22 protein-coding genes and 3 tRNA genes are annotated in these 24979 nt (G+C 36.6%); 14 read left to right on the forward strand and 11 right to left on the reverse strand.

Going from position 1 to position 24979, the window contains the following annotated elements; genetic code table 11:
- Positions 1-153: 153 nt before the first annotated feature.
- The 5 genes from CPS_RS18520 to CPS_RS18540 all read right to left on the reverse strand — a co-directional run bounded on the left by CPS_RS18520 (position 154) and on the right by CPS_RS18540 (position 4647).
- Positions 154-229: transfer RNA gene (locus tag CPS_RS18520), tRNA-Phe, on the reverse strand.
- 168 nt (positions 230-397) lie between these two features.
- Entirely contained in the window at positions 398-718 is a 321-nt protein-coding gene (locus CPS_RS18525) for a DUF1289 domain-containing protein (RefSeq protein WP_011044875.1), read from the reverse strand.
- A 286-nt stretch (positions 719-1004) separates the two neighbouring features.
- Positions 1005-2534, reverse strand: a complete 1530-nt coding sequence (locus CPS_RS18530; RefSeq protein WP_011044876.1) for a SulP family inorganic anion transporter — start codon at positions 2532-2534, stop codon at positions 1005-1007.
- 233 nt (positions 2535-2767) lie between these two features.
- On the reverse strand, positions 2768-3436 hold the full coding sequence (locus CPS_RS18535; RefSeq protein WP_011044877.1) for a GntR family transcriptional regulator: 669 nt from the start codon (positions 3434-3436) through the stop codon (positions 2768-2770).
- Between the two features lie 161 nt (positions 3437-3597).
- The gene (locus CPS_RS18540) at positions 3598-4647 is read right to left on the reverse strand and encodes a S1C family serine protease (RefSeq protein ID WP_011044878.1); all 1050 of its coding nucleotides are present in this window, start codon (positions 4645-4647) and stop codon (positions 3598-3600) included.
- A gap of 403 nt (positions 4648-5050) precedes the next feature.
- Here CPS_RS18540 and CPS_RS18545 point away from each other — a divergent pair, with 403 nt between their 5' ends.
- Positions 5051-5413 carry a hypothetical protein gene (locus CPS_RS18545; protein ID WP_011044880.1) on the forward strand — a complete coding sequence of 121 codons (363 nt, stop codon included), beginning with the start codon at positions 5051-5053 and terminating at the stop codon, positions 5411-5413.
- Between the two features lie 303 nt (positions 5414-5716).
- On the opposite strand, the gene trmB is transcribed toward CPS_RS18545, so the two are convergent.
- Both trmB and CPS_RS18555 read right to left on the reverse strand, forming a co-directional pair.
- Entirely contained in the window at positions 5717-6451 is a 735-nt protein-coding gene (trmB, locus tag CPS_RS18550; RefSeq protein ID WP_011044881.1) for a tRNA (guanosine(46)-N7)-methyltransferase TrmB, read from the reverse strand.
- A 156-nt stretch (positions 6452-6607) separates the two neighbouring features.
- Positions 6608-6946: a YggL family protein gene (locus CPS_RS18555; protein ID WP_011044882.1), complete on the reverse strand. Its 339-nt coding sequence runs from the start codon at positions 6944-6946 to the stop codon at positions 6608-6610.
- Positions 6947-7085: 139 nt separating this feature from the next.
- On the opposite strand from CPS_RS18555, the gene mutY reads away from it, so the two are divergent.
- The 13 genes from mutY to CPS_RS18620 all read left to right on the forward strand — a co-directional run bounded on the left by mutY (position 7086) and on the right by CPS_RS18620 (position 16333).
- Complete coding sequence (mutY, locus tag CPS_RS18560; RefSeq protein WP_011044883.1) at positions 7086-8174, forward strand: A/G-specific adenine glycosylase; 1089 nt, start codon at positions 7086-7088, stop codon at positions 8172-8174.
- A gap of 98 nt (positions 8175-8272) precedes the next feature.
- Positions 8273-8545 (forward strand): oxidative damage protection protein, encoded by a 273-nt coding sequence (locus CPS_RS18565; protein WP_011044884.1) that lies wholly within the window; start codon positions 8273-8275, stop codon positions 8543-8545.
- 214 nt (positions 8546-8759) lie between these two features.
- A tRNA-Phe gene (locus CPS_RS18570) sits at positions 8760-8835 on the forward strand.
- Between the two features lie 101 nt (positions 8836-8936).
- Positions 8937-9012: transfer RNA gene (locus CPS_RS18575), tRNA-Thr, on the forward strand.
- A gap of 282 nt (positions 9013-9294) precedes the next feature.
- On the forward strand, positions 9295-9846 hold the full coding sequence (locus CPS_RS18580; RefSeq protein ID WP_011044885.1) for a DUF4136 domain-containing protein: 552 nt from the start codon (positions 9295-9297) through the stop codon (positions 9844-9846).
- Positions 9847-10129: 283 nt separating this feature from the next.
- On the forward strand, positions 10130-10951 hold the full coding sequence (locus CPS_RS18585; RefSeq protein ID WP_011044886.1) for an SDR family oxidoreductase: 822 nt from the start codon (positions 10130-10132) through the stop codon (positions 10949-10951).
- The gene (locus CPS_RS18590) at positions 10944-11870 is read left to right on the forward strand and encodes a helix-turn-helix transcriptional regulator (RefSeq protein WP_011044887.1); all 927 of its coding nucleotides are present in this window, start codon (positions 10944-10946) and stop codon (positions 11868-11870) included. Before CPS_RS18585 ends, CPS_RS18590 begins: the two co-directional genes overlap by 8 nt.
- Positions 11871-11993: 123 nt before the next feature.
- On the forward strand, positions 11994-12812 hold the full coding sequence (locus tag CPS_RS18595; RefSeq protein ID WP_238383558.1) for an SDR family oxidoreductase: 819 nt from the start codon (positions 11994-11996) through the stop codon (positions 12810-12812).
- Between the two features lie 88 nt (positions 12813-12900).
- Complete coding sequence (locus CPS_RS18600; protein ID WP_011044889.1) at positions 12901-13518, forward strand: cytochrome c oxidase subunit 3 family protein; 618 nt, start codon at positions 12901-12903, stop codon at positions 13516-13518.
- 9 nt (positions 13519-13527) lie between these two features.
- The gene (locus tag CPS_RS18605; protein WP_011044890.1) at positions 13528-13782 is read left to right on the forward strand and encodes a cytochrome C oxidase subunit IV family protein; all 255 of its coding nucleotides are present in this window, start codon (positions 13528-13530) and stop codon (positions 13780-13782) included.
- A 100-nt stretch (positions 13783-13882) separates the two neighbouring features.
- Entirely contained in the window at positions 13883-14359 is a 477-nt protein-coding gene (locus tag CPS_RS18610) for a hypothetical protein (RefSeq protein WP_011044891.1), read from the forward strand.
- A 455-nt stretch (positions 14360-14814) separates the two neighbouring features.
- Complete coding sequence (locus tag CPS_RS18615; RefSeq protein WP_187148317.1) at positions 14815-15696, forward strand: LysR substrate-binding domain-containing protein; 882 nt, start codon at positions 14815-14817, stop codon at positions 15694-15696.
- A 124-nt stretch (positions 15697-15820) separates the two neighbouring features.
- Positions 15821-16333 (forward strand): hypothetical protein, encoded by a 513-nt coding sequence (locus tag CPS_RS18620; protein WP_011044894.1) that lies wholly within the window; start codon positions 15821-15823, stop codon positions 16331-16333.
- 5 nt (positions 16334-16338) lie between these two features.
- Here CPS_RS18620 and CPS_RS18625 read toward each other — a convergent pair whose 3' ends face one another.
- The 4 genes from CPS_RS18625 to CPS_RS23015 form a co-directional block, all read right to left on the reverse strand.
- On the reverse strand, positions 16339-17415 hold the full coding sequence (locus CPS_RS18625; protein WP_049757933.1) for a DUF2955 domain-containing protein: 1077 nt from the start codon (positions 17413-17415) through the stop codon (positions 16339-16341).
- Positions 17405-18526: an HlyD family secretion protein gene (locus CPS_RS18630; RefSeq protein ID WP_011044896.1), complete on the reverse strand. Its 1122-nt coding sequence runs from the start codon at positions 18524-18526 to the stop codon at positions 17405-17407. Before CPS_RS18630 ends, CPS_RS18625 begins: the two co-directional genes overlap by 11 nt.
- A gap of 154 nt (positions 18527-18680) precedes the next feature.
- Positions 18681-19739 carry a response regulator gene (locus CPS_RS18635; protein WP_011044897.1) on the reverse strand — a complete coding sequence of 353 codons (1059 nt, stop codon included), beginning with the start codon at positions 19737-19739 and terminating at the stop codon, positions 18681-18683.
- 102 nt (positions 19740-19841) lie between these two features.
- The gene (locus CPS_RS23015; RefSeq protein WP_011044898.1) at positions 19842-24893 is read right to left on the reverse strand and encodes a response regulator; all 5052 of its coding nucleotides are present in this window, start codon (positions 24891-24893) and stop codon (positions 19842-19844) included.
- Positions 24894-24979: the final 86 nt, after the last annotated feature.

Below are 24979 nucleotides of genomic sequence, written 5' to 3' on the forward strand. Positions count from 1 at the left end.
ATTGGGATTGAGAGCAACGCGGCCTTGGAGTATTTTAACCTGGACAAGAGGGCAATAATTTAATGAAATTGGTATAAACTACACGCTTAAAAAATATGGTCTTCAGAAACGAAAAAACCTCAGCATGATTAGTGCTGAGGCTTTATCTTTTTATGGTGCCCCGACCCGGATTTGAACCAGGGACACGAGGATTTTCAATCCTCTGCTCTACCAACTGAGCTATCGGGGCATTCTTTATCGAGTCGAACTCTCTAAAGAGCGCGTATAATATAGTTAAAAATTATCAGTGGCAACCGTTTTGTAAAAAATATTGTATTAAAAGTAAAATTTATTGATAGTGGTTAATTAACATACCGTTAAGCGAGTTAAAACGGCTTAAATAACAGCACTAGTGGAATTAAAGCTCAAACTCACTAAAATCTAAATCAGTATCTGGTGTTGTCTGAGTTTTACTTGGAGGATCAAGTAACGATGGCTGCATATCAGCTTCATTTTCTTGTATGGCGATGATCAGTTTTTCCTTTGGTTTTTGCTGATTTTTCTTACGCTTTTTTCGTTGAATGCAACGTTTTATGACTTTTTGTTTTTCATCGTTGTTAAAAGTTTTCCATTCTAGTCGTTCATCACGCGAGCGCATGCAACCTAGGCAATGACCTTTCTCATCCGACTGACAAATGCCGACACAGGGGCTAGGAACGTCAAAAAACTCTAATTGCATTTAACCTCCTCCCTAATACCTATTTTAGTAAGTTATTACTCACTTATGCTGGTTAAAGTGCGCCAAGACCGCATTATTCTCAATAGTAATAGCTAGCTACTTTGCAAATTTTGTCTTACCTTATTTTATTTTCACTACGCTCAACAAGATCACAAATATAATAAAAATGGTGTTGGAATATCTAAAAAAAAAATAAAAAATATGCGCTGTAAGTTAAGTATAACTTATCAACGCATTTTTATAATAGCCAGTTAAAACTGGCTCTAAGATTTTTTAAAAGCTATGTTTACGCTAACTTATCACTAACAATATGATACTCAGGATCTTCAATGATATTAAGCTCAACTAACTTATCTGCCTTATGCAACAGTTCTTTACACTCTTTATTTAAGTGTTTCAAATGCATGTTTTTGTTACGCGATAAATAGCGCTCAGCCAGAGTATCAATTGCTTCAATAGCAGAGTGGTCAACAACACGTGCATTTTTGAACTCAACAATAACATCATCACTGTCGTCTTCTGGCGTAAATTGCTCAAGGAAATTAGCAATTGAACCGAAAAATATTGGCCCATTCACTTCATATACTGTTGAGCCATCTTCATTAACGCTACGGTGAACCAGAATATGTTTAGCGTGTTCCCAAGCAAAAACTAGCGCTGATACGATAACACCAACGATAACAGCAACAGCTAGATCTGAATAAACAGTGACACCTGAAACCAATATAATAACAAAAGCATCTGCTTTAGGTACTTTGCCTAAGATACGTAGACTTGACCACTCAAACGTACCAATAACCACAATAAACATTACGCCAACTAATGCAGCTAGTGGTATCGCTTCAATTAAACCAGAAGCAAACAATATAAAACCTAATAAGGCTAAAGCTGCAGTTATACCAGATGCTCTACCACGACCACCTGAGTTTACGTTGATCATAGACTGACCGATCATCGCACAACCACCCATGCCGCCAAAGAAACCCGTAACTGTGTTAGCTGCACCTTGAGCAATACACTCTTTATTACTGCGACCACGTGTCCCAGTTAATTCATCAATTAAAGTCAGTGTTAATAAAGATTCAATAAGACCAATTGCCGCAAGAACAAGCGCAAAAGGAAGAATAATTTTAAAGGTTTCGAATGAGAACGGAACTTGAGGAATCGAGAAAGTTGGTAAACCGCCAGCGATTGAAGCAACATCACCAACAAGTTTAGTATCAAGGCCAATACCAAAAACTAATAACGACACACCCACAATAGCCACTAAAGTAGAAGGTACTGCTTTAGTAAGTTTAGGGAAGAAGTGTATAATTGCCATTGTCAGAAGGATCAAACCTGCCATGGTAAATAATGGTGTACCTTGCATCCATTCAAGTTCACCAGCAGCGTTAGTTACTTTAAATTGCCCTAACTGAGCTAAAAAGATAACAATCGCTAAACCATTAACAAAACCTAGCATTACAGGGTGCGGTACTAAGCGAATAAACTTACCTAATTTAAATATTCCCGCCAGAATTTGTATTACGCCCGTGAGCACCACAGTGGCAAATAGGTATTCAACACCATGAATGGCAACTAAACTTACCATTACCACAGCCATGGCGCCCGTGGCACCAGAAATCATTCCAGGTCGACCACCAAAAATAGCGGTAATTAAACCAACTATAAAAGCAGCATATAAACCAACTAAAGGCTCTACCCCGGCAACAAAAGCAAAAGCTACCGCTTCAGGTACAAGTGCTAACGCAACTGTTAGACCTGATAACACATCATTTTTCAAGTTAGACACTTTACTGGCGTGTAATTCAAACATTTTTATCTCATTGGGTTTATCGCTAATAGTTAACTTTTCCGGTTAAATCATTGGCGAAGACGAATTGGCGAACATGATTCATTTATGTTTAATTAACGTTAAACATAGACAAAAACAAACAAGTTTTACGTGATTTTGAGGGGCGGGAATACTATAGAAATAAAGAGGAAAAGTCAATATTTGCTTACTTTTACAACACAAGTAAGCAAATAAATTTTACACTGACAATTAAATTAATTGTTAGCTGCTTCACGTTGCTCTAAAAAAGCTTTTATTTCATCTCTAGAGCTTAAAATATGATGCTTTAATACCGCAACAGCTTCGTCAACATCGCCGGTTTTACAAAAAGCTAATAGCTGATTGTGTTCAGGTCCTGCTTTTGAAATGCCACCTGCCCACAATAAATGCATACGAATATATCTATCCGCATTTTTATTTAAGGTATTAACTAAATCTTGTGTTTGTGGACGATTAGCTGCCGAGTATAAACAATTATGATAGCGAGAGTTCAGCTCGCTCCAGGTATTTGCGGCATTTTCCTTACCAAGGGCTTTATCTAATTGGCCTAAAATCTCACTTGCCTCAGCTAGCTTTTCACTAGTTAATAGTGGTAACGATGCAGCTAATAAGTGCCCTTCAAGCATTGCTCGCAATTCAAAAAGCTCAACAACATGCTTAGCGTTAAGTTCAGTTACTGTGGCGCCTTTATGTGGTTCAAAGACAACTAAGCCTTCTCCTTCAAGCTGCAATAAGGCTTCTCTTACCGGAATACGACTTACATTTAATTCGGTCGCTAACGCCGCTTGACGAAGTGATTCGCCAGCCTTCAACTCACCACTAAGAATTTTTTCTCTAAGTGTTTCAACCACTAACTGTGTTCTTGTTTTATATACTATAGTCATAAAGTTTTTCCGAACAATATTAGCAACTATTAAGGAGTCAGTAGTATAACACCATTAAAAATGTACTTTTACCGTTTAAATTATCTAAAAAAGGCAGAAATTTATCCGCCTTTTTACTATGGTTAACTTGAATAAATATTATAGCTAGCGATTAACGGTAACTACTCAACTATCCAATAAGTTTCTTTCTTTTGACCATTGCGTAAATATTTAAAAGTAACTCTATCGCCTTTTTCAAAGGTAGCTAGATGCTTCTTAATTTGAACCGCTGATGCCAAATCAATAATAGCACGACCGCCCACTTCCAGCAGTATGTCACCACCAAGTAAAATAGGACTGCGACCAATGACAACACTAAGGTTACCACCTTTAAAGCCTAATTTATCTGCTAAAGTACCTGGTATAACATGCTGAATTAACATGCCGTGGCCTGCTGTATTGTTAATAGCATACGACTGTTTTTTATTAAGTAACAATGGAATAAAACCCGAGAATGTACCTGGGTCACTATCAATTATATGGCGTACGGTATCAACTGAAACAACAAAACCTAAGCCATTGCTGCCACCACTTTTAGATAATATATGGCTAACAATACCAACAATTTCACCATTGAGGTTAAACATTGGACCGCCAGAATTACCTTGGTTAATTGAAGCATCAGTTTGTAATAAACGTGGCACTAAGGTTCTGCCCGGTATTGCGTTACCGTCACGAATACCACTTAGATAGCCAACAGATAAACTGTGGCTAACACCAAAAGGTGCACCAATAATAATAACTTGTTCACCAATTTGATAATCGTTACTTTTAGCTAATTTTAATGGTTTAGCTGTGCTAGGAACTTCCCCAGCCTGAATCATCGCCAAATCAATAAGCGGCTCTACCCAAACAACATGACCGGTAGTTTTAGTGCCATCAGCAAATTCAACTTCAATTGCTGTTGCTTTATCAACAACATGAGCTGCTGTTAAAATACGACCTTCGCTACTTACTAAAGCTCCTGACCCTAATGAATTTGCAGTTTTTGCTTTATATGCTACTTGACCAATTTTTGGATCAGCTAGTGATTGTACATGTAATTCAACCACTGAAGGGTTGACCTTCTTATATAGTGTTTGAATTGAATTTTCTTTGACTTGAAATGCTTGGATTGGTGTTCCACAGCCACTTAAGAAGAAAATACTAAGAAATAGAAGAGCTCTGCTCATTGAAAAATCCGCCTATGATGAAATTGATAACAGTGTAACTAAGTGTAATCTTTTTATCATTCTTTTTATGTACTTGAATAGATAAATAGTCGAGTTAAGATGATATAGTAAAGGTGATTATATGTACCCAAGCCACTTGAAGCTGCGTGTTTCAGGACGCCTGAGTAATTGATGATCAAGGCACCTCATTTCATTAATGGTTATCCCCTTAAAAAATGAGGCAACGAAGAGTATAAATTACTCAGGTGTCCCCGTAGGGCTAGTTTAGAAACGCTTTATGCTACGTTATTGATTTCGACAAGAGAACAACCCTTATCTTCAATCAATGCCTTGCCTAAAGGCGTTTCTAATTCCAGCTGAAACCTGCATCTTCATGTGGTTTGGGTATGAATAGGAACAGAACATGGAAATTATCGCCATACTGGCGTTACTGTCATTGGTTTGGTTGCTCTGGCAATTAGTTAAAGCAAAACGCTTTACTCGTTTTAAACAACAAATTGATTCAGAATTAAAAGATAAAGTCATTGCTAATATTATTGAAGAATTAGCATCAACTCGCTGTGAACAATTTCCTAATAATGATTGCCATCAAACTGCAACATTAGCTTATTGGACTCAATATAAAAGCCGCATATTGCATGCGGCCTTAGCACGTGAAATTATTGACCAACAATGGTTAATTGACAGCGGAAACTTACGTAACGCCCAACATTTATTTTTCATTGAACGTCAATATTTACCCTTACCAAGTCAAAGCGAAGCCTAATTCGGCAAACTAAAACTAAGCAAAAGGTTTAACGGGTATATACCCGTTACCAATCAAGATGCAGGTTTCAGAGTGCTTGAGCTATTTCAATTCAAGGCGCTGTGATGAAATAATGGTTATTCCATTGTGAATCACAGCAACGATGAAGTGATGTTGCTCAAGCGCTTCTTCGATGGGTTTTAAATGACTTTATACTGCGTCAAATAATCAAAGCATAGAATGACTATGCTTAAATAATTTTTCTTACCTAAAGTCATTTTAATTCCCACTGAAAATCTGCACTTTGAATGGTAACGGGTATAGTTAAGCCTTTTTAGCAAATTGTAAATCCCATACACCATGACCTAGGTTTTGACCACGATTTTCAAACTTCGTTAACGGACGAGAATCTGGGCGTGGCACATAATCATTACTTTCAGACAAGTTGTTATAACCGGGTGCACTTTGCATATCTTCTAGCATACATTCTGCATAATTTTCCCAGTCTGTTGCCATATGGAATACACCACCAACTTTCAACTTTTGTCTGATCGTTTCGACAAACTCAGCTGAAACTATTCGGCGCTTATGATGCTTTTTCTTGTGCCAAGGATCTGGAAAGAACAACTGAACGGTTGTTAGGGTATCGTCAGGTATACAGTCTGCTAAAATCTCGATAGCATCATGTTCACAAACTTTTAAATTACTAACGCTTTCTTCAACCGCTGATGAAATGCACGCACCAACACCAGGTTTGTGAACTTCAATACCAATAAAGTTTAGCTCTGGTGCTGCTTTAGCCATTTCGACTAAAGATTTACCCATACCAAAACCAATCTCTAAAACCACAGGGTTTTCATTGGCAAATAATGTTGGAGCATCTATAACGCCATCACTATGGTTTAAACCCATAGTTTGCCAATGATCGTTAATCGCACGTTCTTGATTGTTAGTTAACCGGCCTTCGCGTTTAACAAAGCTACGTACTTTACGAATGTACTTACCTTCTTGTTCGGCTTGTTCTATGGTTTTATGTGTTTTTTCGTTTTTTTCAGTCATAAGTTTTCTTTATTAAAAAAGTTAGTTCGTTATTCTAAATAAATGGCATTTTAGACAAAGCCGTCAAGTTATTCAGTGCCTGCGCTTATGGAACATAAGTAATGGTAATGAATAGCGCCGACAATGCCGTATAAAAATCATTTATGACGAATAAAACTATTCAGCCCACCAAACATCGTATAGGTCGCTTACCGCTACTGAAGTTGCTCCATTATCAGTCAACCATTTTTCAACAGTGCTGCGATTCTCATCAGTACATGAACCTAGTTTTTGAGTGCAAATAAGACCATGCCATAAAGTATCACCTTCACCACCAAAACCTAAGCCATTTGGTTGGATAGCCTCTGCAAAAAACTTATTAATGAAAGCATCAAGTTCTTCACCATTTATGCCATCTTTTAATTTCCAAGCAACATCGAAGCCTAATTCCTGAAACTCATCAACACGTAATTTTTTACGAATACGGGTACTACGGTTTTTTGCGTTCATTTTCATTATAAAGCCTTATATTTTTCTTAATGCTAAGTTGGAACTAAGCTGAGCGAATTTTAAAGGCGACATTATATACTCGTTAACATCAAGATGCGAATTTGCCTATTTGAGCTCAACACATTATTTAGTTACACTGCGCGCTATGAATAATCCTATAGTAATATCAGCCAAATCGGCTGAACAATTTGGCCAGCAAGTCGTAAGCTGGTATCACCTACAAGGTAGAAAGCACTTACCTTGGCAACAAGATAAAACCCCATATAGAGTGTGGATTTCAGAGATAATGTTACAACAAACACAAGTTGCGACAGTTATCCCTTACTATCAACGTTTTATGGAAAGTTTTCCGACAATTACCGACTTAGCCAATGCTGATGAAGATGTGGTTTTACATCATTGGACTGGTTTAGGCTATTATGCTCGAGCTCGTAATTTACATAAATCAGCTAAAATCATGCTCAATGACTATGATGGCCATTTTCCCATTGAAATTGAGCAAGTTATCGCTTTACCTGGCATAGGTCGCTCGACCGCTGGCGCTATTTTAAGTTTATCGTTAAAACAATATCATCCTATTTTAGACGGTAATGTAAAACGGGTGCTGGCACGAAGTTACCTTGTTGAAGGTTATAATGGCTTAAGTAAATTCGATAAAGCGTTATGGCAATTAAGTGAGAAATTAACGCCTGCCATTGAAACCGATAGTTTTAATCAAGCGATGATGGATCTTGGGGCAACTGTGTGTACTCGTAGTAAACCAAGCTGTGATATATGCCCCGTTGAGCAAAGTTGCCTAGCCAAAGCGGGTGATCAGCAAATGAATTTTCCTCAGAAAAAACCTAAGAAAAAAATTCCTGAAAAACAAACAATCATGGTGATCCCAAGATTGAAAAACGAAAACTGCGATAAAGTTTTAATGGAAAAGCGTCCTCCTGTTGGTATTTGGGGCGGCTTATGGTGTTTTCATGAGGTTGATGAGCTAAGCGAAATTAATGACTTAATGACGAGTTTGTCACTTAAGGAAATTTCATCACAAACCCTAACTGAGTTTAGGCACACTTTCAGTCATTTTCATTTAGATATTACTCCCGTGGTAGTAGACTGCCAGCAACTTGAAGTTTCAAAAATAAACGAACCTAATCAGCAAAAGTGGTATGATTTACACCAAGGATTGAGTGTCGGCCTAGCGGCTTCCACACAAAAACTACTTACTTTGCTTAGAGACTGTTAATCTTTGATGTTTATATCTGTTCAAATTAAATAATCAGTAAAGTTCAACAGCCGTACTAATTAACTACTACCTACCTAATAAAGAGAAGAGAATCCATTATGAGTCGCACAGTATTTTGTCAAAACCTAAACAAAGAAGCCGAAGGTTTAGGTTTCCAACTTTATCCCGGCGAAATAGGTAAACGCATTTTTGATAACATTTCTAAAGAAGCTTGGACTATCTGGCAAAAAAAACAAACCATGCTAATAAATGAAAAAAAAATGAATATGATGAATGTTGATGACCGTGCTTTTTTAGAAGCAGCTATGGTTGCTTACCTATTTGAAGGTAAAGAACCAGAAATTGAAGGTTATGTGCCGCCAAGCAAATAATCACAATTAACAGCTACACAATTTTTGACTGTTTATTTTATAGCTCGTTAATGCTTATAAAAGGTGCATGAAAAACAAACTTGCTGTAAAAAACAGCAAACAAACACTTTTTATAAAAAACTTAGTAGAAAACAGTTGACGGGGTAAAGGAAAAACAGTTTAATACGCCCCGTCTTAACGAGGTAGCGAATTACAGCCAAGTTAAACATGTTGTGCCCCGATAGCTCAGTTGGTAGAGCAGAGGATTGAAAATCCTCGTGTCCCTGGTTCAAATCCGGGTCGGGGCACCATTTACAGAAGTGGTGCTCAATAGAAATATTAAGTAATACTTCGGTGCCAAAAGTATTTAAGTTGTTTAGATTAAGCTTAGATATTGCACACAGCTTTGTGTGCCGACTTAGCTCAGTTGGTAGAGCAACTGACTTGTAATCAGTAGGTCGCCAGTTCGATTCCGGCAGTCGGCACCATTTATTCTCTTCGGAGAAGAAACGAAACCTTAACAGTAATGTTAAGGTTTTTTTTCGTCTGGAGTTTATCAGCTATGCTACTAATTGAGTCAATGACTCATTAACTTGCAGCAGTTCGATTCAGGTAATCGACACCATTTATTCTCTTCGTTTCGCCTGAAGTTTACCAGGTACAGAAAGATCTCTTTATTAATTCAACTTATACATTAGCAATAACCAGCATAACGATAATTATTAGTTATACTTATTTAAGTTTTCCAGTAAAATATTTTAGGTGAATTAATGAAAAGTCTCATCACTGTTTTATTCACATTACTATTAACTGCCTGTAGTAGTGAGCCAACTACTAAGTTTGATTATAACGAAAAAACTAACTTTTCATTATTCAAAAGCTTTCAATTTGTTAAACAAATATCTCCAGATCTTGATGCAAATCCAGTGATGGATAATCGTATTAAGCAAGCTATTGAGAGTGCTTTAGTGCGGCAACTATTACTTCCTCAAGCTGAGTTCGCCGACTTGCAAATAGAATTTCATTTTTCTCAACAGGAAAAAGCTAATAACTCCTCTTTTAGCATTGGATTAGGTGGGGCCAAAATTGGCGGTAGTGGCGCTGCTAGTGTCGGTGTAAGTACCAGCATTCCTATCGACAGTGATGCCACCATAATTACTAAAATTTTTGTAGATATTAGCCATGATGGTGAAGCTATTTGGCACGGTACTGATGTTTATGAAGGTAAAGGTGATATGCCATTCCAAGAAAAAGAGTTAGCGATTACCACAACAGTTAATCGCTTGTTATCCAACTTTCCGCCTAAGAAAATACAGGAATAACACTCACTCCTTGAAAATCATACGCTTAACATAAGAACGACTAATTATTCCTAGTAATTAAAAAGTACCGATGATAAATAACTACGCCATTAACTATCTCACCACCATTAAGTAACTGTCTGTGGATAAATTGAAAAACGCTATGTTTTTACAAGTGGCATTAAATTATCACTAAAGCTTAATAATATTTTCAACTTTACTTAAGCAGATGATGATCTCACACATGCCAAAAGTGCTAGCGGAGTAACATAATACGGTTAATAAGAGAAAGTAAGGGTCTCACATGGAAAAAGTAGTACTCATCACTGGCGCGAGTTCAGGTATAGGTAGGATCACAGCAATTTTATTGGCTCAACATGGCTACATTGTTTATGCCGGCACTAGAGATCCGTCAAAATTTACTATTAAGCTTGATAACTTACATGTGATAGCACTTGATATCACTGACAATAAAAGCATCAAACACACTATTGACGCTATACAAGCTGAACAAGGCCGAGTTGACGTACTTATCAATAATGCAGGTTATGCTTTGGTATCAACGGTTGAAGAAGCCAGTGAAGAAGAGATGTTCAATCAATTTAATATTAATGTTTTTAGCATCCTTCGATTATGCAAAGCCGTTACCCCCTTAATGAGAATGAATAGTCATGGTGTCATCATCAATATTAGCTCTTTTCTGGGAAAAATAGGCTTGCCGCTTTTCACTTTTTATAACGCCAGCAAATATGCTGTTGAAGGTATTACCGACTCACTTAGATATGAACTTGAGCCTTTCAATATTCGAGTACATTCCATCATGCCTGGATTTTTTAATACCAACTTTGCTAAAGGTAATTTGGTCACTAATGATACGACACTAGATGAGAATAGTCCTTATAGCGAACTAGCTAGCAATCTATTACCTGATATATTAGCGCAAATAAATGGCGGCAATGAAGCTAAGGAAGCTGCAGAACTTATCGTTAAAACAATTGAAGATGATACTTCACCAGCACGTTCGACTGTTGGAGATAAAGCCAGTAAGTTCATCGCAATGCGCCGCGAACTTAGCGATGAAGATTTTGAACGAAGAGTTAAGGAGTACTACAACCTTAATGGATAGTTTCTTTTTTAACATTACCGATAGACGTTATAAAATAACCGAGCTTTTTAAACATCAAGAGCAACATGTTATTCGCGTTGATATATCTAACGGTTTAGTCTTTTTCGATATAGTACTCATGCTCAACGAGGACAAAACACTTAACCTTAAAAATATTGACCGAATGAACTTTATTGTTTCGGTTGGTCAAGGTAGTTGTTTGATAAAAGATAACTTAACTAAAAACAGTTTTTCATTAGCTGATCATAGTACCTATTTATTTGCTACATCAAGACAAGATATGGAAATAACTCTTCAAGGGGCGAGTAAATCAGAAATATTTATCCTCTTTGTCAGCGACTTTTTTATTAAACGCTACTTGAGTGATAATGCTTACGAACCAATCAACTTTTTATATAAAAAGTTGCAAGAAGAAGTCAGTCTTGAACTCATTCATGAGACACCAACAGATGCTTTAAGCCTGTATCTGATTGATAAAATTGTTAGTGCTAAACATAGCGAAAAGATGAGCAGTATGATCAGTGAGCATAGAGCCATTGAATATATGATACACAGATTCTCACAGCTTGATTTACGTGTGCCTACAGAACATACCGTCGAAGAAATAGAAATCGCAGCTAAAGCAAAAAAAATCATCTTACAAGACTTTCGGACGCCCCCTTCTATTAAAGAGTTAGCTAGGCTTTGTGGCACCAATGATTTTAAGCTTAAAAAATACTTTAAAAAAATATATCAAACGACTATCTATGTTTATATTCAAAAAATCCGCTTAGAAAAAGCGAATTTATTGCTGCGTGAGCACCTAATGAGCGTAGCTGAAATAGCCAATGAAGTTGGCTATAAACACCAAGGCCATTTTAGTGCCATCTTTTTTAAAACATACGGGGTTTACCCAAAAGACTTAAAAAATTCCCTATAGTGATACGCAAAAATCCCGCTAGTGATAAAAGCATATAATAATCACTGATTAGGCAAGGTAAAATTCAGTTAAGAAAATTACTGAATTACAAATTTACTTAATTAAATAACGACCAAGGATACTATGATGACTAAAGTTGTTTTGATCACAGGTGCAAGTTCTGGAATGGGTGAAATGACTGCCCGCTTTTTACATGAAAATGGTTATACCGTTTATGCCGGTACGCGAGATAAAAATTTGGCTACGCCAGCGATCTCAGGTGTGAACAATATTTATCTTGATGTAACAGATACCAATTCAATGGAAGCTGCAGTAAGCACAATTATGGCCAAAGAAAGTAAGATTGATGTATTAGTCAATAATGCTGGGTATGGCCTTGTTTCTAGTGCTGAGGAAGCCACAGACGAAGAAATTTTCAAGCAGTTTGACGTTAATGTTTTTGGCTTAATGAAAATGACAAGAACTGTACTGCCTTATATGCGTGAGGCTAAGTCTGGCGTCATTATTAATATCAGCTCTTTTCTTGGTAAAATGGGCTTGCCATTGCTTTCTCATTACAATGCCAGCAAATATGCGGTAGAAGGATTTGTTGACTCCATTCGCTTTGAAATGTCACCTTATAATGTTCGCGTTCACTCTATTCAATCAGGCTTGTTTGGTACTAACTTTGTTAAAAAAGGCTTAGTCGCCAATACCAACACAACCAGTGAAAGTTCACCTTATAAAGATCTCGTTGCCCACTTTGTCCCTATTGTTGCAAAAGCGATTAACGAAGGTCCAAGCCCGCAACCTATTGCCGATACAGTCAAAGCCATCATTGAAAATGAAGACTCACCTATTGCCATACCTGTTGGCAGTGAGGCGACTTCTTTCGTACCACTAAGAAAAGAATTATCAGATGAAGATTTTGAAGCTAAAATTAAAGAAACATTTGGTCTTTAACTAGAAAATATAACCAAAGTATAAAGCCACTTAATCAAAGTTGTTAAGTGGCTGCTCGCTAACAGATAATTGCACTGCAGGAAAAGTAATGGATAGTCACCCTATAAAAAATTCACTTGGTATTTTTCCAAAATCATGGAGTGAAGAACATGCCGGAAGAATTCCAGGTAATATTCCTATCTGGGTAGGGATACTTTCAGAGCTTACAGAGTTTGGTATTTTTTTTGCTGCGTACTTTATTGCTAAATTTTATTACCCCGATACTTTTGCCCAAGGTCCTCAAAGTTTACACACCTCATTGGGTGTTACTAATACCATTGTATTATTATCTTCTAGCTACTTTATGGCCAAAGCCATGTCCTTTATAAGGGTAAATAATAAAATTAAATGTGAGCGATATTTATGGTTGGCATTAAGTTGTGGTGTGTTGTATTTGATCATTAAAACCTGGGAGTTTCACTGGAATACGCTGCAGGGTTTTAGTGCCAATACTAATGAATTTTTTACCGTTTATTACTATATGACCTTTAACCATTTTATTCATGTTGGTTGGGCTTCATGTGCCATCTTGTGGGTAATATATCGTTTGAGAAGCGGTGCTTATTCATCAACAGAGCATTCAGGCTTAGAAGCATTGGCCGTGTATTGGCATATGATAGATTTAATGTGGATACTTATTTTCCCATTATTATATGTACTTAGGTAGGAAATGATAATGAAACACCCAATAAAATTAGAATACTATTTAGCTGCCTTAATTGTAATAACATTACTAAATACCTTCTTAGGAGAGAAATTTTCCTCCACAGCCTTAGTGAGTGTATTAATTGCAATAACAGTAACTTATAAAGGTTTTATCGTCATAGATCACTTTATGGAACTAAAAGGCGCCAATAAGAACTTACGCTTTTTAATGCGATTGTACTTTGTTATTTTCCCCTCACTGATAATTGTGAGTGCTTTTTATTAGTCGGTGAGTTCTTTAAAAAAACGAAAAACGATTGCAGATGAATTATTCATTTTGAGGTAATATGAGTTCATAAACTTATTATTTATCATCAAGAAATCATATGAATATATCTAAATTAATCTCTACGTGTTTATTGCTACTAGGGACCACAGTAACTACCTCTGTTGTAGCTAGTGAACATGAACATAGTCATGGGCACGCATCCACTGAACAAGGTATGCAATTAGATCAAGGAAAAAAATGGCCCATTGATGCAAGCTTACATATTGGCATGAGTAAGATAAAAGCCTCAATCGAAGAAAACATTTCAGAGATCCACCATAAGCAATTTACCGACGCACAGTATAAATCACTCGCTGGTAAAGTAGATGTACAACTCGCATATTTATTTGAACACTGTAAGTTGCCAGCAGATGCTGATGCACAATTACATATTTTGCTATTTGATATGATGCAAGCTAGTAAACAAATGCAATCGTCAGATAATCCGCGTGCAGGGGCTATTACAACAATAAAAGCCTTGCAGAAATATCCTCACTATTTTGATGATAAAGAGTGGCAATCATTGCAACACTAAATGTAATATTTAATAAAGACTTACGTGTGTCGAGTAGTAAAATAATAACCTCAAAAACCTATCGCTGTGCATAAACCCAAGCTACTCAACATTAGTAAGTGAAATAATTTAACTCATCAAGTTAAATTATTTCGTTTGATGAACTCAACATAAAAAATTAGTATGATCTTGTTTCTTGAATCTTCCCCGATTCTTTTGTAACACTTAAGTATATTGTTTAATTTGATTCACTTATAGGACATCTTTTGATGTCCTTTTTTTTATTCTTATTTTACCTACTCAATGACGGTTTTATCTAAAAAAAACAAAATGGTGCATACAAACCAAAACGGTGCATTTAAAAAGATATAAATTATTAAATAATAAAAAATAACCTTTAAAGTTAACAAGTTAAAAGTAGGCATAAATTTTGCTATTAGATATTTGTCGTTATCCATATAATTTTAAATATGTCTATTCAAACACCAATACGTGGCTTACGTTCATTTTGTGTTGCCTCAAAATGCTTAAGCTTTAAACATGCAGCAGCACAATTATTTTTAACTCCATCAGCGGTTAGTCACCAAATAAAACAACTAGAAGAACAATTAGGTTTTATGCTCTTCAAACGAAACACCCGCTCAATTGAACTAACAAGTTCAGGTAAACAATTTTACCAGTCAATACAGCCAATAATTCACCAATTGGAATCTACCATATCGGAATTTACCCACAACCAACAAAATCATACCATTGTAATTAGTTTGCCCGAGTTTTTTGCCAGTGAATTATTTATTCCTCGCTTAAGCGAATGGTCTGAAAAGAACCCATCAATTAATCTTCAGTTAGAGACTGTAAAGGCAGGCAGTGAACCATCACAGATTGCCGATCTATCTATCGTATTAGCTAATGGAAAGCCAAATGCAAGTATCGTTCAGGAACTATTTCCAATTCGTTATGCTGCGGCTTGTAATAAAAAGCTCTACAAAAAACTTAAAAACTCTGGCTTTAAAGCACTAAAAAATACTCCGCTAATATTACATAGGTCCAGACCTTGGTCTTGGCATCAATGGGCTGAAAATCTAGGTGTTAACGATTTTGATCCTAAGCAAATTATACAGTTTGATAGTATGTTTGGTGTCGCTCGCGCAGCACAACAAGGTATGGGAATAGCATTAGTCCCTTTACCAATGAGTAAAACATGGTTTAGTGAGCAGCTATTAGTTAAATTATTTGACGAAGAGCTAAATACCAATGATAGATATTATTTAATTCAACATGAAAATATGGAGAGTAAAGTAGAGTTAACATTATTTGCCAATTGGGTGAAAGAAACCTTCATGACTGACTACCTGTAGGTAGTCGTTTAATAAGTGAAATAAATTCATTTGATGAGTGTTTTTTAATAGTTTGTCAGGGATATAACAATTCCTTAAATTAAAGGTGTATCAAGGTGATACACCTTTAAACTGGAGAATTAACATGACAACTAAATCTATAATTTTTAATACCCTTCTAGCAAGTATTGCATTAAGTAGCCTTGTCTCTGCTTCGGCTAGCGAGCTAGCATTAAAAGTTGCGGTAATTAAAGATACTGTCGGTAGTAAAAATATAATGACTGGCGACTTAACTACTGGAATAAAAAGACTTACTAGAATGAATATGGTTGAGCAAACTTTCGAAAGTAATATGAGCTTATGTGTTGCATATATACAGTCGAATAACAAAGCCAAATCAGAATCAAGTTGTTCTGCTGCAATTAAAAGCACAAAATCAATGCCATTGCACAATGAACAAGCCATTTACCTTAAATCTCTTAGTTATAGTAACCGAGGTATTGCACGTTATTTCAGTGATAACTTATCAGGTGCGATTGATGATTTAACAACGGCAATATCAATTAACTCGAATCCTATTACCAAAGGTAATTTAAGACTAATCAGTGGTCTTTCCGTTGAGCCTAATGAAACGAGAAAAAGTCTACTTTCTGATTAAAAATCTCACTTTGAAACGACTGACTTATTGGGTTTAAACCAATAACGTTCAAGCACTTTTAAGGCTGACATAATGTAAAAGACTGCAGAGCAAATAAGTAATACTCGTTGGATTAAAATCTCGCTAAAGTTACTATCTGCCGCCATAGCGCTATTTACAATCACGAGTAGTGCGATAAACCCTGAACTATAATACTTAGCCATTGGCGAGCCAGAAAAAATATGTCTACCAAAAAATAGTGCGGTAGCAAGCAGCAATAATAAGTAAAAATTAAACTGTGGCACAGCAACAATCAACCAATAAAAACCACAAGCAAATGCCCCGCCTAATAAGGTCGACAACAATGAGTTTTGTCCAGCCTGCTTACCTTCAGCCAAATCAGGTTTAAGAATAAAAAGCGCCGAAAAAACCATCACTAATAAATAATCACTCAAACCATAACTGATAAAAATTGCCGCAATGGGGAAAACGACCAAAGTACTTTTTAAAGCAGTTTTCGCTGCAATATTTGAATAAGCCTTACTGTATTTAGGCTTTATAGGAAATTGGGTGAAATTAGGATCCGGAAAAACAAAGTGTGCTAGCCAAAGCATCGCAATAGTTAACCAACTGGAATAAACAAACCCTGCTGAAAAACCTATTGCTAAACCTTCGTTGCTATTGGCAATCATAGGTAAGACTAAAATAGCGATCATCGACATTAAGGTAAACCAAAATGAGCCACCACGATTTAAATAGTAATATAGATGAAATAAAACCAAGGCTAACGCGATTAGATAGACAATCGGATACTGTAAAAAAAACAATGAGAAAGCTAACCCTATAGCAAAGGCCTTTAGGGTACTCATCATATTATTAAAACTGGCTTTAACAGATGGTTTCGGTAATGGCATGGCCAAAATCATCGCGGTGAAAACAGGCATTAAAAAAGCTAAAGGCCAATTAATGCCATACGCTAGCCCGCAGGAAAGTGTGACCCCAAAGGCAAAACGTAATACACGCATGGTGCTAACATCAGTAAAAATACTCTTACGAATGTAAGTACCTATATTAGCAGAATGATTTGTCACTTTAATAGACATAAGAAAGTATGCTTAATACTCTAATCCAAAGCCAACCAAGACTGTTAACGAACCAATTATCACCAGTATAAATTTGTACATCTGCTTGACCGCCTAATCGACGCTTACCTTTAGTACTATCGTCATCAAAGGTAATCATTACCGGAAAGCGTTGCGCATCTCTAAGCCAGCCAGTTTTTGATTCAACCGTAGCTAAACCACCGACAGCACTGGTCGAAGAAGTATCAACGGCAAATCCTATACTACTTATTTTCCCTTGATATATAGTACCAGGGTTAACATCTAAAGCTATTTCAACCGAGTTTCCTATGGCTAAATTTGCTAAGTTGTTCTCACGTAAATTCACTTGAACCCAGGCATTATTACCTTCAATAAAGGTCATTGACGCAGCGCCAGCTTTTGCATAAAAACCAGTATCGATTTGCAAGTTAGTGATGCCACCATAAGAAGGGGCGAGAACAACAGTTCGGCTGAGGTCCAATTGTGTTTTTTTAAGTTGCGCCATCGCGGCACGAATTCTAGGGTTAGCATTACCTTCTTTACCTAAAGACTGCTTAGCTTTATCTAAGTTAGCTTCTGCACTGACTACTTGAGCTTTACTCGCCTTGATTGCGGCACGTGCTTTATCGCCTTCAGAATGAGAAAGCACATTTTTGTCTTCCATTTCAAAAACACGCGAACTTTGTGCATTAACATGTTCAACGTTGGTTTCTGCAACAACAAGTTGTGCCTGCGCAGTAACAACTGATGCCATACCCGCACCAATTTCTTGACCAGCCATTTCTAAAGAAGCTTCTGCATTTTCTACGGCCAATTCATAATCACTTGGATCAATTTTAAATAATATATCGCCAGGAGCGACTATCTGATCTTGCTTGACTAATACTTCTATTACCCGACCAGAAACTTGCGGCACAATTGGAATGACATAAGTTTGCACTCGTGCTTGATCTGACCATGGCGCATGTCTGTCGGCAATGATGTACCAAACAAAAATCAAGGCTGTTATGATTAACACGTATTTAGTAATTTTTCGCACAGGATCTTGTGTTTCAATTACCGTTTTTGCTTCTTGAACTGTGGCATCTTTTTGTTGTTCTTGCTCTGACATGTTGTTTATTCTTCCGTAATAATCTGTTGCTTTAAAATAACGTCACTCTTAGCTTGATATAAATACCCAGCGTCACTTCTAAGTCATTTTAGGGTAGATAATCGTAAATATTATCATCGTTGATCCATGTGTTATGGATGATTTTCATAAATAGTTATTCATCAAATACATCCATATATTTATCCTTAATTTCGAGTACTCTCGGTAAACACTTTATAAACTCTGGCACTAATACGGGATCAAAATGCTTCCCAGTTTCCTCTACTAATAATGCGATGGCTTTTTCTACTGACCATGCGTTTTTATAAGGACGTACTGACGTTAATGCATCGAATACATCGGCGATAGCAACAATACGAGCGCTTAAGGGAATATCTTCCCCTGATATGCCATTTGGATAACCACTACCATCATATTTTTCATGATGACAAAGGGCTATTTCGCGTGCCATTATCATCAAGTCTGACTCATGCTCCCCAAGTATTTCTACACCACATTCAACATGTGTCTGCATGATAGTCCACTCTTCTTTATCGAGTTTACCTGGTTTGAGTAACACCCTATCTGGTATCGCTATTTTACCAATATCATGCATCGGAGCAGCATTATAGAGTAACTCAACCCATTCATCATTAGCCTGAACTTGCTCAGCTAAAAACTTAGAGTACCAACTCATTCTAATAACATGCAACCCCGTTTCATTGTCTTTGTATTCAGCCGCACAACCTAATCGCTGAATAATTTCTAGTCGCGTATCATCGAGCTCTTTTGTACGTTGCTTCACTAATATTTCAAGTTCACGCTGTTGATTATATAGCGCTAATTGTGCACGTACACGCGCAAGTACGATAGGCACACTGATTGGCTTAGTAATGTAATCTACTGCGCCTAATTTAAATCCCGCTTCTTCATCTTTTGTTTCTGTTTTAGCGGTAACAAAAATCACTGGAATATTTGCTGTGCTCGGATTCAACTTTAATTGCTGACAAACTTCATAACCATCCATACCTGGCATCATAATATCAAGCAGGATAATGTCTGGCTTATTTTTTGCTGAGGCGACTTTAAGCGCTAATTCACCATTAATCGCTGCTTTTACTTTATAAAAAGGACGTAATACACCACTTAATACATCTAGATTATCTGAGTTATCATCAACAATAAGTACTGTCGCTTTATCTCCGTCTACTACTTCATGCTTTGATAATGTCATACGCACCTCTACTATTATTGTATCGATAGTACATCGAAGGGAGTACATGCACTATTGATTACTTTATTATTAGTTTCTTGTAAGTTACTACTGATTCAGTATTTAGTTATTTAGTACATCGATGAATTCATTCAAAGCGGTTTCCGCTTCAGTAAATTCATAACTTTCTATTTGCTGATAAATTTTCTCAAATAAGGCTTCTTGTTTAGTGCCCTTTAATTGATTTAAAATATCTTCAGCGAGTTCAATTGATTCTGTTTCAAAATTTTCAATTAGCTCAAGTAACTGAGCTAATTGCACCGTAAACTCTTCATTAAAGTTAAAATCATTAATGGGTGCAGTACTTTCAACACTATTTTCTTTAGCTAAATACTCAGTTAATTCATTTAAGACCAGCGTTAACTCTTCAGTGACTTGGTCAAGTAAATTAACTAACTCATCTGTATTAGCATCATTTGCACAAACCAGTTCCAATTGATCGGCATATCCCTGTAAAGCGTTAGCACCGATATTACCGGCACTTCCTTTTAAGGTATGAGCAAAACGGGTAACTTCCTCTTTATCTTGTTTTAACATAGCGACTTTAAAACGTTCTACAAAGTCGTCTTGTCCACTAACAAATCGACCTAGTAATTTAACATATAATGATTTATTACCATTAGCCACCGCTAAACCAGCACTGGTATTAATAGTATTAAAATCAGGTATTGATATAACCTTTTCAGGTAAGGTGTAAACACTTAATTTAGCCTTATCAATGTCATGGTCAAGCTTAATCGACGGTGAAACCCACTTTGCAATGGTGGCAAACATGGTGTTTACATTAATAGGTTTGGTGATGTGATCATTCATTCCTGAAGCTAAAACTTTTTCTTTATCACTCACCATAGCATTAGCTGTCATGGCAATAATAGGAATTGAAGAATCACTTTCTCTAATAATTTTTGTTGCAGTAAACCCATCCATTACCGGCATTTGTAAATCCATTAAAATTCCGTCAAAGTGCCTGCTAGAGAATTTTTCTACCGCGATGGCACCATTTTCAGCTAACTCAACATCAATGTTAGATTGCTTCAATAATTCAAGTGCTAGTTCTTGATTCAACTCATTATCTTCTACTAATAATATTTTCGCGCCGCTTAAATGTTGCTGATTTTGAATAAGCTCATCGTCTCGTTTCATTTCCCGAGTATTGCTGTATGCCTCATCACCATTAAGGCGCATCATTTCATCAAAAATACTCGAAGAAGTGACAGGTTTAACCAATACGCTATTGATACGCTTTTTGAGCTGGTCAACCGCCTCATTATCATTGGCATTAGACGTTACTAAAATAAATTGGTTATCTTGATAATTATTTTGTGACTTAATGATGTGATAGGTTTCAATGCCATCTAAATCAGGCATATTCCAATCAAGCATAATGAAATCAAACGTCAGTGTTGCTTGCTTAACGAGTTCAATTGCTTCTTCCCCGCTATTAGCAGCAACCACATGACAATGAAAGGATTTTAAAATAGAGCTAAGTACATCCAATGCGAGCAAATTGTCATCAACAATAAGAATACGTTTATCTGCTAGAAAAGACTTTTGCTGCTCAACAAGCCTATTATCAATGACATCAGACACTTGTAGTGTGGTGGTAAAAGAAAAACAACTGCCCTCACCCGCTTTACTTTCTAGCCATATCTGGCCATTCATTAACTCTACTAATTTTTTAGAAATAGTTAACCCTAAACCAGTACCACCGTACTTTCGGGTGGTTGAGCTATCAGCCTGACTAAAGGATTGAAATAGCTTTTTCTGTTGTTCATCATCCATACCTATCCCGGAGTCTTTTACTGAAAACTCCAAGTTAATATCATCACAATGACTTGTGCTAACGTTAGTCACTACGTTGACTGAAATAACCACCTGTCCCTGCTCGGTAAACTTAACCGCATTTCCGGCTAAATTTATCAGGATTTGATTCAACCTTAAGGGATCCCCCTTAAGGTTGACTGGGACATCTGGAGAGATATCAAACAACAGCTCTAAGTTTTTCTCTCCAGCTTTTAAGCCAATAATATTAGCTAGGTCTGCAAAGGTATCATGCAAACTGAACTCAATAACCTCAATATCTAACTTACCCGCCTCAATTTTCGAGAAATCAAGGATGTCATTAATAATCCCTAATAAGGATTCTGCCGCTTTATAAACTTTGGTCACGTAATTCTTTGGCTTTCTGTCTAACTCACACCCCAATGCTAAATGAGACATGCCCATAATGGCATTCATCGGCGTACGAATTTCATGACTCATGTTCGCTAAAAAGTCGGACTTTGCTTTTGAAGCATCATCAGAGATACGTTTTGCTTCTAACAGTGCAAATTCAGCTTGTCTATCTAAGGTGATATCACGCACCATTACCGCCGCATACAAACCATTGTGAAAATGAACAGGCGTATACACCGCCTGAATTTCAATAAGCTTGCCTGATTTATGCTTAACTTTAAAATCTCGTTCTAAACTTCTAGTATCGATGACCGTTTCTTCTTGAAAGAACTTTTTAAGTAAAGCTTTATGACTCTCTACTTGTTCTTGAGGAATAAATAAATCTACCGGATTACCTACAATTTCATCTCTTTCAAAACCAAGTAATTCAATGCCCGTTTGGTTAATCTGTTCTACTTCATCATTTTGATTCATGATGACCATACAAACTGGTAAATGCTCTAGCATTTTTTCGAGACGTTCAGTCTCTTGTACACGTAAGGTGATATCTTGTAGTGCAATCACACAGGCTAATTCTGACTCATCGTCTTCAACAGGTGAAATGCTATATTCAAGAGGAAGTTCTCTCGCTCCGCTCATTAATACATATTCATTGCTAATACGGATGACTTCCTTGCTTTGAATTGCCTTATAAACTTCTGTGTCTTCAAAAGTTAAATTTTCTTTATTATCTCCAGCAAACAGTGAAATAAGATCACTTGAAAGAATCTGCTCTTCGCTATATCCCGTTATTTTTGTGGCAGATTCATTGGCAAAAATAAAGTGACCAAGTTTATCTACACCTAAAATACCATCAGCGACAGAGCTATTAATCAGTTTGCTTTTTTGTTCTGATGCCGCCAATTCTTTCGTTCGAATAGTAACTTGCTCTGCTAATTCTTGCTGAGACCGTCGACTAATATCATTCGCCCTATTGGAAATAGTGATCATAAAAATAGAAATAGAGAGAATAAAGGCACTTGAAATAATGAGTCCTATCAGTAGTAGATTTCTGACATCGTAATACTCAGCCAGCATTTCGCTGAGTTCAATTTCACTGACTACGGTAATATTCGAATTTTTTAATGAGATCCATTGCCCAACAACAGTTTTTCCTCGGTAATTGGTATAGCCATGCAAGTTTTGTCCGTTGAGCTTAAACTTTGCGGCTTGCACTATCGGATTAGTTTCAGGGTTTTGCAAGCGAACATTAAGCACAGTGCTCTCGCCGGCAGGCACAATGCCTTTTTGTTGTAACTCTGAGGTAAAACGACTACTTGAAATCATATAACCTCTAGAGTCTACTGCAAAACTCTCGAAGCTTTTACCTAGTCGGCCATCAATAAATAATTGCGAAAACTCTCTGTCAGGATCGAACCGAAAACCTAATACGGCAATAATCTCCTGCTGTTCGTTGCGAACAGGTGTGGCAATAAAAACTTCAGCATCTTTATCCTCTGCATTTCTATTTCCGTCAATATTTACATTTGCCCAAACAGGAGGAATGAACTCTGTACGTCCCATGAGGACTTCATTAAATAATTCAGGACGCTGGCTAATTATCGGGGATTTTTTTCCTTCAGCACTTTGCACAAGATTTAATAGATATCGCCCTTGAACATCAGTGATGGTATAAGCTCTTCCTCCTTGTGTAGTGTAAGGTCGCTTACTAAAGTACACCCTCAATGCTTTTTTGGCTTGGGCAAGCTTAATCGTGTCATCTATTTCACTAGCGATAACCAGCTGATTAACTAACCGTTTAAAGCTTTTAGATTTAGCAATGTTATGTGCCAATAATTCACGTTCACGGTACCAACCCGCCAATGTTTTTTTAGTAACATCTCTTGTAACATTAAACGTTTCTTTTTGATCAATAAGTAACTGATCCTTAAAGTCATTCAGGAACAAGTAAATACCGCCGGTGGACAAGGAGATAATAAGGATAAGTACAGTGAAATAGGTCGTCCTAAAGGCTAACGTATCCAGTTTTATCGCAATGGTACTGGCAAATTTTCGCGCAAAAAACAACGCGAGTAAAACAAAGATTACAGCATAGATAAAGACGCTCGTTAAACTAATACTCTTATCTATATGTGCTCTACTGTTTTGACCTTCATCGAGGCTAGATTCTGCCCACTTACTTTGCATCGCAAGTATAAAATCATCACCTAATTGATCTATTCCCCAATTTAATAACCCCACTAATTGTGGTTTGTTTTTATTAACACAAAAACCAATAGGTAAACTTTCAAATTGACTGATTGCGATGGGTTTAATATTTTTAAAATCATGCTTTTTAAGCATATATTTATAAAGGTATAAATAAGTGATAAATACATCATATTTACCGCTCTCTATGCTTTGATAGCCTTGGAGGTTACTACTTAACCCTTTTGAATTGACTGATAATTGTTTTGCGAAATTAGCATCGGCATATCCTGCAATTGAGGCAATTTTTAATTCAGAGGTGATATCCATTTCACTTTTAATATCACTATTTTTATTAACCACCACGATAGGTGTCATTTGCAAAAAGGGTTTAGTAAATAAAACCTCATCTCTTCGTTGTTCAATATTGCCGCACACTGAAATTGCATCAATATTGCCACGCAACATATCATCATATTCAAGCCGAAAATCTGATACTGAGGTCTCTTGTAAATCGACCGGGAGTATTGCTGATAATTGTTGACGAATGAGCTTGCCTGCACCAGCAGTAACCCCTTGTTCGTCGATATAGTCAAAGGGTGGGAAAGTGCCATCAACACCAATATGAACAACAGGATTTGCGTGAGCCCAAGTCACTAAGTCGGTAGGTAAGTTTTCTGCCATTCCATTTTGTAGGAAGAAGGACTGTAGAAAGAAAAATACGATGAATGAAGACTTGTTTAGTTTTATCATAAGAAATAAACACTTAAATTATAAATAACATTTATTATTTTTATACAGTCTAGTCTATTATGGATTAAAGATTAAGCGATTAGAAC

This window comes from Colwellia psychrerythraea 34H (genome assembly GCF_000012325.1).
GTDB classification, from domain to species: Bacteria; Pseudomonadota; Gammaproteobacteria; order Enterobacterales; family Alteromonadaceae; genus Colwellia; species Colwellia psychrerythraea_A.